Here is a 15,684-nt window from a genome sequence, read left to right as displayed (position 1 = left end):
CAAGAGAAAAGTAATTTTATTGCTCTATCTAGATTAAAAAATTGTAGCTTTTAAAGTATAAGTTAAGGAAAAAAAATGAAAAAGATTCTTTCTACGATTACTGTCTTTACCAATAAAAATGCACAAAATGGACATTTCCAGAAATTAACTATGCGTTGTTTCAACCCCTTGTAGAGACGCTTCAAACAGCACGTCTCTACATTCTTTGTTGGAGATGTCTAATGGACTGAACGGGCTGCTACTATACCCATATCTACAATATTCTTCTTTAACTGTGAACTTTAAATTCCAGCACTTTACTCTTACCAGGGTTCATTAATCCATAGGGGTCAACCATTTCCTTAAATTTTAGTTGCTCTGGGTCAATCGCTTTTCTTCCACCATCTTCAATAATATATGTGTGGGGATTAGCAATAAATATTCCTTGCTCTTCGTGATAGCGGATAATCTCGTTAAGGCGTTCCTCTGTTGTAAAGCGTACAAGTTGCAAAGCAGCAGGAACCGCTTTACCTTGAAACCGAATAAATTCTAAATGCATCATTACCTCATCACCGAAATGATGATACAAATGCTCGACTAGTTCTAGAGATGTGCCCTGACCCGTCTTTCCATAAGCAGGAAATATACTTTGCAAATAGGTGATGGAAGTATCTACAGTCCGGGCGTGTAAGGTGGTGTGATTCCACGTAAATTCCCCTAAATTTATCCCTTTTCCTGCTTCTTGTGCTGGCTTTTGATATGTAATATTGCCACCATATTGTTGCACCAATCCGGGCAGGAATTCCAAACTGGGTTCAGCAATTATCAATAAAGCAGCATGAGTGCGATCGGGAATATATTGTCTGAGGGCAGTGAAGTATTGTGGAATTGGGGATGCAAAGATGCTAATCTCTTTCTTAATCATCCCATCGGCATCGGCTAAGTCTTGACCAAACTTTGCGGCTGCCATAAAATCATCGAAAGTCGCGATCGCTTCTGTCCAAGGATAGGCTGGTCCCAAGGGAATTTCTACTTCGGTAATAATGCCATTAATCCCCCAAGCATGGTTAACTTTCTGTACGTCATCACCCCGCAGTTTAATGATACGAGGTTCATCTTCCAAGGTAATCACCTTTAATGCTTGAAGATTGCCTCTATCTCCCAACAAACCGTACTGTATTGACCCGATTCCCCCACTACCACCAGCAATAAATCCGCCAATTGTTGCGGTACGATATGTAGAAGGTGCCATCCGCATTTCCCAGCCAATTTCTCGTGCTTGTTTATCCAAGGCAGCTAATTTTACCCCAGCTTGAACTCGCGCTACTCCTGGTTTTACCCAAAGTATCTCCTGCATCCGTGTCATATCGACAATCGCACCACCATACATGGGCACGCATTGCCCGTAATTCCCCGTCCCTGCACCCCTTATTGTTACGGGGACTTTGTATTTGACGCAAGCTGCTGCAACTTTTAATACCTCTTGTTGGTTAACAGGACGTACAACGATATCCCCCACTTTGCCTTCTAGTTTGGGTACAAGTACTGGGCTAAAGGTGTGGTAATCTTGAGATAATTTTGCTACTTGGGTTGAATCAGTAATAATTTCAATGCCTTCTAAGGAAGCGGTTAAGGCATTTATGTCAAACGGTCTTACAGGTGTTGTTGTCATAATTATAACTTTGTATTAATTTGGAACCGCCAAGGTCGTCAAGAATTAGGATACAGTAGGCTGGCTTCAATCAAGCTACCAGTAAATACAACGTATCTGTTAAGTAAGTCAGTGAGAAAAAACCAAACTATGTAACGAAAATGGAACCTTATTTGGAAGGAGATTGCTTGGTTCTGGATTTGTATGTAGCGATCGCATCCTGGTTGTGATGAACAATGGAGTTGAGACAGGGCATTTAGGTGTAAGTAAAAGAGTCAGTTCCAACAAATGTCGTATTGGGGGTGTAAGTAATTGTATCGTCTGGGTTAACTAAAATTGTACCGTTGGTTGGGTTGGTCTTGATAGCAAGGGTGGTTGGGTCGATGGCGGAGTCGGTATCGCTGTCGTTGCCGAGGATATTGATATGAAATTCAATTGCTGCTGTTAAGTCAAAATCTGTTATGCTATCACCACTAATTACTAAAAACGTGTCATCTAACAATTCGGCAATGTTTTTTACACAGCCTGCGGTACCTAAAGGCTGGTCTTCTTCTACGGCATAGGTCATTTGCACGCCAAAATCGCTGCCATCTTGGAAGTAGTCTCGCAAGACGTCAGGTAAATAATGGAGTGTGGCGATGACTTCTGTGATTTGATGCCGTTTTAAAAGATTGATAATGTGTTCGGCAATTGGTCGATTGAGTATGGGAACCATCGGTTTGGGTAGGTCACAAGTGAGCGGACGAAGCCGCGTTCCAGATCCCCCTGCCATCAATACTGCTCGCATAAATCCTCCTTAGCTGTTTGCACCACTTGCTACTTCAATACCCATAAGATACGTTTTGTGCTTACTTCTTTAGTCTCTTATGGATCTTTTAGTTTAGGTAACTTTCGCAAGATGCATCCGATCCGGAATAGGAATAACTACTCGTCACACTATCCTGTTTATCAGTGGAAAATCAAGAAGGGTGTGAAAAATCTTCCATTCAAAGTCTAATGTAGTTTTTGATTTTTCGGTGCTTATACCAAGTTGCGTTCATACATCTTAGTCTCTCCGCTATCTTTCTTATCTTGTGCCATAAATAAGTGGTATCTTTAAATGCTACTCCGTAGTAGTAGCTACCTGTTAGAAAGTAAGTACGATGGATTACCCTCAGCTATACTGGAGGGCGCGGGTGGAATTTGTTAAACTTGAACGAAAGACTGTATAAATTAAGTTTGATTCCAAAAACGAAGGTCTTAGTTACTGTCTTCTAATATTGATATAGGATGACAGTATAAGATTCTAAATTGTATAATAGATGACACGAATTCAGTTGTGAATTTGTTAAACCTGAACTGCATTAGCTTGATATTTAATTAAATTAAGTGGAGTTGTGCTCAATGGGATTAGTCGGTTTTGTATTAATATTGGCTTACGGGTTTGGTGTTTGGAAGTTCTGGGGTGGTTTTAGGAAAACTAACTTTCAGCAATCTTTACCCAACCGTCTCGGATTCTCCCTGTTGTGGCCTGTTTTGTTAATCTCAAGTAAATCCTATCGTCAGAACTTTAGAAAAGCACTGAAAGGTTAGGAAAACTCATAGCTTTGTGGCACGTATCTGGTTGATTGGCGGAACTCAGGAAAGTGCTTCATTGGCAGTTCTTCTTGCTAATGCTCAGATTCCCTGTACTGTTTCTGTAACATCAGAGTCAGCGCGATCGCTCTACCCTTGTTGCCCAACGTTACAGGTTTGGGTAGGGCGATTACCTGTAGAACAACTCGATGAATTTTTGTGTTTACAGCAAATTGTCGCTGTTGTCGATGCATCACACCCATTTGCTGTGGAAATTTCTCGTGGTGCGATCGCAGCTTGTCAACAATTGCAAATTCCCTATTTGCGTTATGAACGCCCTATTTTAGAGGAGACAGGGGAACAAGGGGACAAGGGGACAAGGGAAATCTATATAAACAGCTTTGATACACTAGTCAATGGAAATTACTTATACAATCAGCGCGTGTTGCTCGCTGTAGGGTACAGGCTGCTGCATCTGTTTCTGCCGTGGCAGCAACAGGCAACTTTATTTGCTCGGTTACTTCCTTCTGTTACAGCATTAGAAGCTGCTTTTCAAGCTGGTTTTACACCAGATCGAGTGATTTGTTTGCGCCCTCCCATCACCATAGATTTGGAAATGGCATTATGGCGTCAATGGAGTATTTCTTTAGTTGTCACCAAAGCTTCAGGTACTGCTGGGGGAGAGGATGTTAAGCGAATAGTTGCTGCAGAATTGGGCATCCCCTTAATCGTGATTTCTAGACCAAAGATGAGTTATCCGCAGCAAACAAGCGATTTGTTGGTGGCTTTGGAATTTTGCCGTCAGTATATATAAAAAATCCCTAGATCTACTAGGGATAGTTCTGCTAACTGCAATAACCCATTCTTTTATCAATTGCTAGTTAAGAACTATGAATTACTTGTTTCTTCTATTGTTATAGATGTTGATAACTGCACCTGCTGCTGCACCATCTATTGCATCACCAAGGGTATCTTTACCAGGACGAAGAATTGCACCAGTCGCTGTACCTGCTGCTGCACCAACTCCAATATCTTGACCCAAGTTACGATTTTTTGAATTTCTTCTCAAACCGTTAGCACCGTTAACAGCAGCACCAGCAGCGCCTCCCTTGATAGCATTGTTGATGACGGAACCACGACCTCTAATAGCACCAGAGACAACGCCAACACCAGCACCAATAGCAGCATCGCGTGCTACGTTTTTGTCAGCTAATGCAGGTTGAGACGGAACTAAGCTAACGCCAACTAGACTTGCAGCCATAAGGTTGGGTAGTAGTGTGCGCTTCAAAATGCGATTCATTGACTTTCCTCCTGAATAATAAACGTGAGATGTGTTTATTTCAGTTTCATTGCTTCTTTTTTTAGTTTAAACAGTAATCAAAGCTTGCTGCATGAAAATACTTTCATAATTACCGTAATTCCGTGGTGAAAAGTCGGAACCTACTCTTTGGTATATTTTCTATATTGATATGCCAATTTACTAACTGTCACATATTGTGTTTAATTAATGAGCAGTCGCTAGAAGCAGAATTTTTTGTAATTACAATAAAGATTTATTCCAAGAGAAACTGAAAATTTGGTTATGGAGAAGCTGTTCTTGTAAAAATTAAAGGTTTTGCATTGTGTCCAAATTGGATACTTTTGAGAATGATTATTTATAGTAAAATTAGCGTTAATCAGCCTGCGGTGACGGTATAAAGCATCCAACCTAGATGAACTTACCACTTCCGTTATATAAAACTTACCCAAAGCTAGCCAAAGATATACATCCTTGGACTTTGGTGTTTAATTCCTGTTTCATTCTGGTGATGTCGGCATCAACCAGTCCACAGGCTCTCACCGACTAACTGCCGGATACGTACAAACTAAGATTGATTGCGGCATTCAAGTCTCTGTCCAAGGTAAAACCGCAATGGTTACATTGAAACACTCGATCATCCAAAGTGAGTGCTTCTTTTTTGGTTCCACAGTTTGAGCAGGTCTTGCTAGACGGGAACCATCGCTCAACCACAACTAGCTTAGACCCATACAATTCACACTTGTAAGTCAATTGCCTACGAAATTCATAAAATCCCATATCAGCAATTACCTTAGCCAATTTATGATTAGCTAACATTCCAGACACATTTAAATCTTCAATCACTACTGTTCCGTGGTTCTTGGCTAGTAATGTTGTCAATTTATGTAATGTATCTTTACGGATATTAGCTATCTTTCTATACAGTCTAGCTATTTTTAATTGCGCTTTCTTCCAATTAGCTGAACCTATAACCTTCCGACGGTTCAACCATTGCATTCTGGACAACTTTGCTTGATGTCTTTTGTAGGATTTTGATAGAGCAATTCCCTCACCAGTTGAAAGAGTTGCTAAGTTTTTGACACCAAGGTCAACGCCTACAATGCTCGCATTGCTTGAGTTTTGATGCTCGACATCAAATCGGAAACTTATAAACCATCTGTCAGCTTGGCGAGATATTGTACAAGACTTTATCAGTACTTGTGGAAGTCGTTCGTAAGTCTTGAGAACACCAATTACAGGTACTTGAATCTTGTTGTTTCCAAGAATTTTGACTGTACCTTCTAATGTGAAAGAGTCCCGCTTACCTTTTTTCTTGAACTTTGGAACACCAGCAGTCAAGTTAAAGCATCTTTTCCAAGATTCTCCTAGAGCCATTAATGCTTGCTGTGGTGTGGATTTGGAGCATTCGTAGTACCAAGAATTTTCACTCTTTACCAGTGCCACCAACCACTTGTGTAAGTCAATAGCACTAGGAAACTTCATTTTGGAATCTGGGTTAGCTTTGTTGTGGTCAAGTATCTGTTTAGTTAAAGCGAGCCCCCAATTCCAAGCATGACGCGCTACGCCACAATGTTTTAGTAGTTGCGTGCGTTGTTGGTTATTTAGCTTTAATTCTGTTTTGAATCCGAGTAACAAGGTAGCTCCTTAATCCATTCTCTAAAAGCTTGAGACATATTCCAACCTTGATGTTCAGCATAAGCCTGTAGCTTATCTAACTCTTGTTGGGTGAGCAAAACCTTAAACCATCTATTGCGTTGTGGCATAAACTTTCTTCAATCCATGGTCTAAATATAACCCAGACAAGACTATACAAGCAATAATGAAAACCGAACATCTTTTTCAACCTACCCATTTTGGGGATTTATGGGTAATTGTGTCTAGAAATTAAGTTACAGTTACTTGCCCCTCAGTATTCAGTGTCCGTACTGCTCTCATCAACCCAAACAAGCGCTCGCCTCTTGTGGGATGGGCAAGGATACCCATCCCTGTAACCGCAACTTCAGTCGTTTCGGCTAAAAAGCTTGAATCCACTCTTTAAGAGTGTATTCAGTCCAAATACCGTTTTGCCAATACGGATCGGCTTCTACTAATTGGCGTACAGTGGCTTCGTCTTCGGCGGATAAAGGATTAAAAATGAGTTTATAGATGGATATAAGTCCCTCAATTTATTATTTGTGATTATTTGTGGGCTTCACGACCTACTATTTAACACTTTATACTTCATACTTCATCCTTAGCTTATTACCTGTAATCCTGCCTTTGAATATCTCGCAGACGAGCGGCATTCCGAATGCCATATTCGGAACGGGTAAAGCGATTGAGTTGCATCTCAAAGAAATCGCGATTTGCTTGTAAATGTTTGGGGTTTGGATCGTCTAAAGGATATAAAAGTGCGGCTCGTAGTGCCTGAATGACGGCAGATGTAACACAGTACATTGACCGTTGAAAAGTCACTCCCAACTGAATCAACACATCCTCATCTCCCCGGCAGTACTGCTTATAATAATCTACAAGATACTGAGGTAAAAAATGTAACATATCTTGCATGAGAAGTGTTGGTGGAATACCTGCAGTTCCTACCGGAAAGACATCAGCATAGAGAATTCCATAGTGAAAGTCTTTTTGATCGTCAGGTACTTGCCTTGCTTGTGCATTATAAGATTTAGTCCCTCTAAAAGGAGCAGTGCGATAAAAAACAGCTTCCACGTAGGGTAATGCAGCTTCGTAAAGCCATGTAAAACCCTTGGATTTTGGGATAATTTCGTAGCACTCACCGCGAACGTAAACGTGGTGGTAAATGGGACGACCTGCGATCGCAAAAATTCCATTCACCAAAAAATTCATTGCCTCTGGGACAGTGGTAATTTTCCCTTCGTCATACAAATCTGACATCTCAAAGAAAACAGGAGCCATAACTTCCCAGAACAACCCGAGATTAGAGTAGTAAGACATCTGTCGGCACTGTTCTAAGAACATATCTGGAAATAGCTTGTACATGGACAACATCAATGGGTTGCCCTGGAAGTAAGCTCGAATAGCCCTGTCAGCGTTGGCTTTGTACTCTTCCGTGTCGAGGTAAGAGTCAAATTGGTTAACTGGTGCGTACATATGGCGATGCCATAGCATTGCCCGCATACAAGCTTCGGCAAACTCCATGTTGATGCGGTCGTGGAACAAGTGGTGCAACAACTTAGGCATTTTCAAGGTTTCACCCTTGTCCATAAATGCCAACAGTTCTGGATGAGCCGTTGCTTCACCGCGCCAAATTCTTAAATCCGCATCATCACCAGCATAATGATTGTGCCGATCTAAATATTCTTGAGGTAGAAAGTATTTGAAAAAGGGAAACGGATTTAAAAATACACGTTCAGCAATGTAGAGGAGATCGCGCCAGTAAAAATCCATTGGAACTGCATAAGCTTTATAAATCCCAATGATCTGCATTAAATTTTCTGGTGTATCCGGTAACATTGCGCCACCTGCTTCTAACCGATGAATAACCTCAGCAAATTCATGGGTAGAAGGAGGTAATTTAGTGATAGGTTTCTCTGGAGTTTGTACCATTTTTACTTCCTCTTCAATTTCTTCCGCTTGGCTGCTGTTAGTAGTTAGTGGTTACTTTTAACGTGGTTTTATTAACTACTAACTACTAACTAATTTCTTCATTGATTGAGAGCAACTTGAGGGCTTACAGCTTTTTCTATAGCCGGAATTGTAGCAACCATTGCTGTTGATGTTGGTTCGCTCCACCGTACCAACCAATGAGGTTTTATTCCCAAGAAAAGGATGAGAACTGCTAGAATCAGCGCTGGCATTTTTTCAGACCACAAGACTTTGGGATAATAAGCTAAGTTGTCGAGTTTACCAAAACAGGTGCGGTTGAGAAGAATGACAAAGTAGACAGCAGTTAAACCAGTAGCGACAACACACAACAGTGTTGGTATGGGAAAGACCGAAAAGCTACCTTGAAACACGATAAATTCAGCAATAAACCCTGTCATACCGGGGATACCAGCACTCGCCATACCTCCTAAAACCAGTAGAGCGCTGATGATAGGTAAACCACGTATGGGATTCATTAAGCCATTGAGCTTATCCAATTCACGGGTTCCTACCTTAGCTTCCACAATTCCAACTAAATGGAAGAGAATAGCGAGAATAATTCCGTGGCTGACCATTTGAGCGATCGCACCCACAAGTGCCAGGGCGGTGCTAGCCGCAGCTGCAAGCAATACGTAGCCCATATGACCGATGGAACTGTAAGCTACCATGCGCTTAATATCTTTTTGAGCAATAGCAGTTACCGCCCCATACATAGCACTGACTGCTCCCCACATAGCCAAACTAGGTGCAAGGATACTCCAAGCTTCGGGAAACAAACCCATGCCAAAACGCAAAACACCATAAGTTCCTAACTTTGCCAGGACTCCACCAAGGAGAATAGCAATGGGCGCTGAAGCTTCAACATAGGCATCAGGTAACCAAGTGTGGAAAGGAACCAAAGGAATCTTAATACCAAAGCCTAGCAAAATTCCTAAAAGTAGGATAATTTGTAGTGCTGTTGAAAGAGTTTGGGTGGCAAGACTATCAACATTAAAGTTGGTTGACCCAGTGAGCCAGACAGTCCCCAAAAATGTTGCTAGAATCAGCGCTCCTGAAACAGCAGTATAAATCAGGAACTTCATGCCAGCATAAGCTCGCTTTTCACCGCCCCATATAGCAATGAGCAGATAGAAGGGTATTAATTCTATTTCATAAAACAGAAAGAAAAGCAACAAATTTTGTGATGCAAAGGCACCTGCAACGCCACCACTTGCTAATAAGATGAGGGAGTAGAAAAGCCGGGGACGTTCTGTCTGTTGGCTGCTGCTGTAAATTGCAATCCAGGTCAGCAGACTATTTAAAATCAACATGAGTATGGAAAGCCCATCAGCCCCTAACTGATAGCTTAAGCCCAGGGTGTCATTCCAAGGTAAATATTCCTGTAACTGAATCCCCGGATCGGAAATATTAAATTTTAACAGAATAAAAATATTCCAAAGCAGAACTAAACCAGAGACTGTCAGGGATACCAAACGAGCACTAGCCGCTGGTATGGCACGAGGAAAGAAACTTAGAACAGCGGCACCTAAAATAGGTAGCCAGATTAAGGTACTCAGCATATAGTGATTGTGTTAATGGCTAATGGCTTTATCCAATTAGAGACACTTGACCGTTTTCTAAATCGTAATCTGTCTTCCCTTCACAATTAAAAGTTTGATAATAGTTAGTGGTGCGTGGTTAATAGTAGTTACTTAATCCACTAACTACTAACTACTTACCACTAACTAATCACTAATAACTATGAACTTGTCAAAATACCAAATCTAAAAACTGAACTCCCCAATATTGCCAACTCACCACCATTCCTATGACACCTACTCCCAACAACACAGTGAAGGCATAAAACTGGGTTTGCCCGGAGGTGCTGTACTTAAGACTTTCACCACTACCAATGGACATTAAACCAACCATATTGACAATACCATCGACGATAAAGCGGTCAATCATGTCAGCAAATTTTGAAATGAGGTCAACCCCAAAAACGATAGTCATCCTATACAATTTAGGCGTATAGAAATCGTAAGCAAGTAAGTTTTGTAAAGGTTTTACGGGGAAATAAATTGGTTTGGGAATACCATTGGTCAGATAAATAACACCACTGATGGTGCAACCAAAAATACTTGACCAAACGAGTAGGAGTGCAACATCTTTATTGAGAGTTTCCCAGCTTGGTAATAGAGATAAGCTTTGCAACACTAAGGGTAGATGCAGGGTAAAACCTAAGAGAACAATCATGGGTAGCGCCATTTGCCAGCTGACTTCAGGAGATCGTTCGCTCATTTGCTGGGTTTTACCACCAAAAATGAGACAAAATTCCCTGGTTAAGCTGAAAGCGGTCAAAGCATTGACTGCAATTACAATTCCCACTAACCAAGGTTTTGTCACCCAAAGCCCTGAAGCTAATTCCAGCAGTGCCCAAAAACTCCCTAACGGTGGAAAACCTATTAATCCGAGAGTTCCTACCACATAAGCTATCCCTGAAACCGGTCGGCGCGACCACAAGCCACCTAGTTTAGTAATATCTTGAGTTATGCTGTTCCAAACAATGGCACCAGTGCTCATAACCAAAAGTGCTGATGCCAAAGCGTGGGTGAGAACTAACAACAGCGCTGCTTCATCTTGCTGTGTCCCTACGGCAATAAACACCAAACCCATGTAAACGCTTACTGAATAAGATAAGCATCGTTTGATGTCGATTTGTGCGATCGCAATCAAAGAACCACCCACAGCAGTCACAGCACCAATAGACACCATTGCTAGAGAAACTATGGGGGAAAGGCTGAAAACAGGTTGCAGCTTAATCAGCACCCAAGCACCACTAGCGACGACAACAGAATTCCGCAAAATTGTGCTTGGTATAGGTCCTTCCATTGCTTCGTCCAACCACAGGTGTAAGGGAAACTGAGCGCACTTACCCATTGGACCTGCAATTAACGCCAGAGCGACCAATGCCATTAAAGTAGGGTTAACACGAGCTGTAGCTGCCCACTCTGCTAATTCCGTATAATTCCAAGTTCCTGCTAGGGGGAATATTGCCAGTACCCCCATTAACAGAAATAGGACAAATCCTAGCACCAGGTTATGTCATAGACTTACCCAATGCAGGGTTTACAGGAATGAACTTCAACGTTCAAACCTACCCAGGATTGCAACAACTGTTACAAGAAAATCCTGACTTGTTAGAAACTGTAAGTGACGAAGATATTGCGTTTAAGTTTAATATCGTCGCAACTGCAACAGCAATGACTCGTGGGGAGTTCGTTGCAGAACAATCACGAGAAGCATTAAAACTACGGCAGGCGATACTTCAGGATAAAACCGCAACACCAGCCTTAATTAACCTTGCTGCTAACCCTGATACTTGGACAAATGCATTCCTTGCAGCATTAGAACAAACAGGATTATTGCGAGAAGAATCTGGTATTCCACCAATTCGAGAAAGCCAGCAAATCATTAGTTTAATAGCAACGCTTTCCACTGGTTTATTAGTTGGTCCGGCTGGTAAAGAAATTAAATCAACTGGTAACCTCGTCAACTTCTTTGAGAATGTTCGCAAGTGGTACGGACACGACGCCAGCAAAATTGGTAGTCCAGATATTCCCAATCTCACACAATTTGATAAAGGGCTTTCGCGTCAAACTCACTCCCAAGCATTTAGTATTTACGTCCCATTTGGAGAAGCAAGAGTAGAGTTACCCCAAGGTGTACCAGTACCTTCCCCCAACTTTGGCAGTGCATTTATCACACCAAGCACCACAAGTAACCTTGTCTCATTAACAGGTCCCATTGGTTACGGTAACGATAATATTATTCCAGTCGGCACCACCTTACCCTACACCATCAGGTTTGAAAACGCTGCAACAGCACCAACTGCTGTGAGTTCTGTTCAACTCGTAACCAAACTCGACGATGATTTAGATGAGCGTAGTTTCCAACTTGGTGGTATTAAATTGGGAGATATCCAAGTCAATATCCCTGGTGGAAGAAGTTCGTTCCAAGGTGACTTTGACTTTATAGCAACGAAAGGATTTATTTTAAGAGTCAGCGCAGGAATTGATTTACCAACAAAAACCGCTTCTTGGTTACTCGAAGCAATTGACCCAGAAACTGGAAATGTAATCAAAAATCCCAACGTTGGTATTTTACTGCCGAATGATGCTAATGCTCGTGGTGCGGGATTTGCTAGTTACACGATTGCACCTTTAAATAATGGGGCTACAGGGACGGAAATAACCAGCACTGCCAAAGTTATCTTCAACACTTCTGCACCAATCGATACAAATCTGACTGTCAGTAAAATTGATGGTGCAGCACCAACGGCGACAATTACCGCAACACCACTTGGTAGTAATAATAGTGCGACAAATAATCTTCCACTGGTAGCAGTTAGTGGTAGCACTGATTATCGGGTGAAATGGAATGCAACCGATGACAGTAATGGTTCAGGGGTTAAGCATGTCACCGTATATGTTGCAGAGAATGGTGGAGATTTTATTGTATGGAAGTCGCAAACTATAGATACGGAAGCAATATTTAATGGTAAAGCAACTTCAAAATACGAATTCCTTGTTCTTGCAACGGATAACGCAGGTAATAAGCAAACACCACCATTAGGAATTACTGCACCATCCGATGGATTTAGCGTCAACTTGGGTACTATTCCAACCGTTGGGCAAACCACACAGCAAATCCTACCACCACAGCCACCGACACAACAAATCTCTACAAATCAATTATTTATTCAAGCTCTAGCTGAAAATAATACTCCTGCAACACTACCAACAACAAACAAACCTGAATTTGAAAGTGTACTGCGTCCATTCACTGCAAGTGCGTTTGCTACCAATATTCCTATCAGCCATGCAAATATCGGTGCAATGGCGATCGCTGTCCTACCAGATGGTACAGTACTAGCAAGCGGTGGAGCTAACCGTGGTTCTCTTTATCGCTTCCCCTCACTCACCCCCTCACTCCCTCCCTCAGACACTCCCATAGCAACCCTACCCCAACCCATCTTTGACATGGCAGTTGACCGGAATGGTGTATTATGGGCAACTACAGGTGGTGGTCCTTTACTACAACTCAATTCACAAACTGGTAATATTGTCAAGTCCTACGGAGAAAGCATCACTCAAGCGCTGGCAATTCATCCAACAACAGGATCGATCTATGTTTCTTCAGGTAATGGAATTGAGATATTTAATCCTGTTACGGAGACATTTACTCATTACAGCGATTTGCGAGTGGATAGTTTAGCATTCGCCCCTGATGGAAGTTTGTGGGGTACATCTTGGCCCGACCGTGGACTTGTTGTCAAGTTTAATAATAACGGCAGCGCACAACGAATGCTATCTCTATCCGAACCAGTAGATTCCTTGGCATTTGGCGTGACTGGTAGTCAATTAGAAGGATTAGCATTTGTTTCCACAAATAAGGGTGATGTGTTGATGGTGGATTTAGCTACCATGCAACACGTTAAAGTGGCAACTGGGAAAAATGGCGTTACTTGGGGTGAAAATATAGAAACGACTCGTGATGGTCGAGTATTAATTAGCCATTCGAGTCAAATAGATGTTCTCAATCCAATTGTTGCACCCAAAGTTGCTGCAACCAATCCTGTTAAAGATGCAATAGTCGCTTTACCGCTAAACACTATCAACGTTACTTTTGATTCGGATATGTTTACAGGTGCAAATAATGACCTTGCATCGGTACTCAATCCAAATAATTACCAGTTAATTGGTGCTCTTAGTAATATCATTAATCCTGTATCTGTACAATACGATGCAGCGAGAAAGTCAGCATTACTTGGATTTAATAATTTTGATGCTGGTAACTACGAATTTAAGGTACTGCGAAATATTAAGAGTACCGCAGGTGCTGAGTTAGAAACTGAATACAAAGAGAGATTTACAACGGTTTCTAACTTTAGCAACTTAGTTAACTTTAACTTTAGTAATGCCAGAAGTGAGCGTGCGACAAATACCATTTCATTCGATGTCACAATCACTTCCCTCGCTGACCAAGATTTATTATTGCCTGTAATGTTGCTACTCGATCCAAGTACAGCATTTACTGGTGTACCACAAGATGCAGTTGGAAGAACTTCTTCTGGTGCCTACTTGCTGGATTTGAAGGATAATTTAATTGATGGAAGATTAAAACCAGGACAATCAACAACAGTACGCACGATTACTGTTAATAATCCCGATGCATTGAGAGTAGAATTTACACCTAATATCTATGCAATGCCATATCCAAATATGGCACCTGTCATTACTTCTAATGCTGTATTAAATGCAACTGTAGGAATTGAGTACCAGTACCAAGTAGCAGCAAGCGATCCAGATGGTAGCGTACTTGGATACCTGTTGTATGATGCACCGGAAGGAATGACGGTTGACAATAACGGGTTGATTAGCTGGAATCCCGTTGCTGGTGGGGCAACTCAAGAGAATGTTGTACTTTACACCTACGACTTACGTGGTGGTTATACAACTCAGTCTTTTAGTATTAATGTTCTGGGAGCAAATCATAAACCTGTATTCTCATTACCATCTGTAAGTGGTGGAACAGTACAGCAAGGGGGGAATTCTTCTACTTCCCCCACTCTCCCTGTTCTGATTCGTGGTGCAGAGGGACGCACTCTACAAATTAAAGTTGCTGCCACCGATAGCGATAAAGATAAACTGACATATTGGGCAGATAATTTACCTGGTGGTTCTGTATTTGACCCAACCACGGGTATCCTGACGTGGACACCCAACTACGAGCAAGCCGGTACATATGAGAATGTTCAGTTTGTTGTTAGTGATGGTAAGGAAAGGGTAACGCAAACTGTCAATATTCTGGTTGCACCTACAAATCAGACGCCAACATTAGTACGTCCTGCTAATAAGATTGTTCGAGAAGGTGATTATGTACGCATTCAGCTAAAAGCTTCAGATGCTGATGGTACTGCACTTACCTACTTTAGTAATTTACTTCCTGGTGGTGCCACTCTTGACCCAGTAACAGGTGTATTTGAATGGACACCTGCATATTTCCAAGCAGGTGAGTTTGAAATTCCTTTCAGTGTGAGTGACGGTGAGTCTGTCACCAGCCAAACAACTAAGATAACTGTATTAAATGTTAATGCTGCACCCGTTTTTGAGGGATTAACTTCTTGGGTTGCACAAGAGGGAGAAACTATCAGGTTCCGTGCGTTTGCTTTTGACCCAGATAACCCTGGTTTTGTACCTACTGACCGTAATGCAAAAGGTGAGTTGACTCTCCTCGAAGGTAGCGACCCATCTGTTACTTATAGCGTGTCTGGTTTACCATCTCTTGCTGCTTTTGATGTTGACACTGCGATGTTTACCTGGACACCTGGTTATACAAGTGCGGGTACATATAATGTCACCTTTAGAGCAACTGATGATGGTAATGGTACGGGAGTTAATCAGACAACAAGTATCACTGTACCGATTACAATTCGTAATACCAACCGCGCACCGTTGTTTGATAGTGTTGCGATCGCTGCATCGGGTAGCAGCACAACCAAAACCATCACGACATTTAATCAAGATGGAACCAGAGTTATCGATACAACTGCGTT

At 41.8% G+C, this 15,684-nt stretch carries 11 protein-coding genes and 2 pseudogenes; 3 read left to right on the top strand and 10 right to left on the bottom strand.

Annotated features, from left to right (window positions below):
* Positions 1–268: 268 nt before the first annotated feature.
* Positions 269–1,651, bottom strand: a complete 1,383-nt coding sequence (locus ACYRY3_RS05175) for an FAD-binding oxidoreductase (RefSeq protein WP_460200649.1) — start codon at positions 1,649–1,651, stop codon at positions 269–271.
* Positions 1,652–1,886: 235 nt separating this feature from the next.
* A complete protein-coding gene (locus ACYRY3_RS05170) occupies positions 1,887–2,417 on the bottom strand; it encodes a nucleotidyltransferase family protein (RefSeq protein ID WP_460200648.1) in 531 nt (176 codons plus the stop codon).
* Between the two features lie 596 nt (positions 2,418–3,013).
* Here ACYRY3_RS05170 and ACYRY3_RS05165 point away from each other — a divergent pair.
* A complete protein-coding gene (locus ACYRY3_RS05165; RefSeq protein ID WP_460200647.1) occupies positions 3,014–3,202 on the top strand; it encodes a hypothetical protein in 189 nt (62 codons plus the stop codon).
* 16 nt (positions 3,203–3,218) lie between these two features.
* Positions 3,219–3,998: a cobalt-precorrin-6A reductase gene (locus ACYRY3_RS05160; RefSeq protein WP_460200646.1), complete on the top strand. Its 780-nt coding sequence runs from the start codon at positions 3,219–3,221 to the stop codon at positions 3,996–3,998.
* Positions 3,999–4,079: 81 nt separating this feature from the next.
* Here the strand turns inward: ACYRY3_RS05160 and ACYRY3_RS05155 are convergent, their stop codons facing one another.
* The 8 genes and pseudogenes from ACYRY3_RS05155 to ACYRY3_RS05120 form a co-directional block, all read right to left on the bottom strand.
* Entirely contained in the window at positions 4,080–4,484 is a 405-nt protein-coding gene (locus tag ACYRY3_RS05155) for a hypothetical protein (RefSeq protein ID WP_460200645.1), read from the bottom strand.
* A gap of 543 nt (positions 4,485–5,027) precedes the next feature.
* Positions 5,028–6,119 carry an RNA-guided endonuclease InsQ/TnpB family protein gene (locus ACYRY3_RS05150; protein WP_460200644.1) on the bottom strand — a complete coding sequence of 364 codons (1,092 nt, stop codon included), beginning with the start codon at positions 6,117–6,119 and terminating at the stop codon, positions 5,028–5,030.
* The gene (locus tag ACYRY3_RS05145; protein WP_460200643.1) at positions 6,092–6,247 is read right to left on the bottom strand and encodes a hypothetical protein; all 156 of its coding nucleotides are present in this window, start codon (positions 6,245–6,247) and stop codon (positions 6,092–6,094) included. Before ACYRY3_RS05145 ends, ACYRY3_RS05150 begins: the two co-directional genes overlap by 28 nt.
* A 121-nt stretch (positions 6,248–6,368) precedes the next feature.
* Entirely contained in the window at positions 6,369–6,515 is a 147-nt protein-coding gene (locus tag ACYRY3_RS05140; protein WP_460200642.1) for a hypothetical protein, read from the bottom strand.
* Positions 6,497–6,607 (bottom strand): annotated as a pseudogene (locus ACYRY3_RS05135) (YciI family protein); the annotation flags it as partial. The gene ACYRY3_RS05140 and the pseudogene ACYRY3_RS05135, both read right to left, overlap by 19 nt.
* Positions 6,608–6,725: 118 nt before the next feature.
* Positions 6,726–8,048, bottom strand: coding sequence for a CO2 hydration protein (locus tag ACYRY3_RS05130; protein WP_460200641.1), 1,323 nt, complete (start codon positions 8,046–8,048; stop codon positions 6,726–6,728).
* 98 nt (positions 8,049–8,146) lie between these two features.
* Complete coding sequence (locus ACYRY3_RS05125; RefSeq protein ID WP_460200640.1) at positions 8,147–9,646, bottom strand: NADH-quinone oxidoreductase subunit M; 1,500 nt, start codon at positions 9,644–9,646, stop codon at positions 8,147–8,149.
* 190 nt (positions 9,647–9,836) lie between these two features.
* Positions 9,837–11,147, bottom strand: a pseudogene (locus tag ACYRY3_RS05120) (proton-conducting transporter transmembrane domain-containing protein); the annotation flags it as partial.
* A 56-nt stretch (positions 11,148–11,203) separates the two neighbouring features.
* Here ACYRY3_RS05120 and ACYRY3_RS05115 point away from each other — a divergent pair.
* Positions 11,204–15,684 (top strand): putative Ig domain-containing protein (locus ACYRY3_RS05115; protein ID WP_460200674.1); only part of this gene is annotated, 4,481 nt, incomplete at its 3' end.

The organism is Scytonema sp. NUACC21 (assembly GCF_054684315.1).
Note: the sequence above shows the minus strand (reverse complement) of the source record. Positions and strands in the feature narration are given on the sequence as shown.

Excerpts from the sequence above, each read along its gene's own strand:
- ACYRY3_RS05175 (WP_460200649.1), bottom strand. The coding sequence starts at position 1,651 with ATGACAACAACACCTGTAAGACCGTTTGACATAAATGCCTTAACCGCT.
- ACYRY3_RS05170 (WP_460200648.1), bottom strand. The coding sequence starts at position 2,417 with ATGCGAGCAGTATTGATGGCAGGGGGATCTGGAACGCGGCTTCGTCCG.
- ACYRY3_RS05165 (WP_460200647.1), top strand. The coding sequence starts at position 3,014 with ATGGGATTAGTCGGTTTTGTATTAATATTGGCTTACGGGTTTGGTGTT.
- ACYRY3_RS05155 (WP_460200645.1), bottom strand. The coding sequence starts at position 4,484 with ATGAATCGCATTTTGAAGCGCACACTACTACCCAACCTTATGGCTGCA.
- ACYRY3_RS05145 (WP_460200643.1), bottom strand. The coding sequence starts at position 6,247 with ATGCCACAACGCAATAGATGGTTTAAGGTTTTGCTCACCCAACAAGAG.
- ACYRY3_RS05130 (WP_460200641.1), bottom strand. The coding sequence starts at position 8,048 with ATGGTACAAACTCCAGAGAAACCTATCACTAAATTACCTCCTTCTACC.
- ACYRY3_RS05125 (WP_460200640.1), bottom strand. The coding sequence starts at position 9,646 with ATGCTGAGTACCTTAATCTGGCTACCTATTTTAGGTGCCGCTGTTCTA.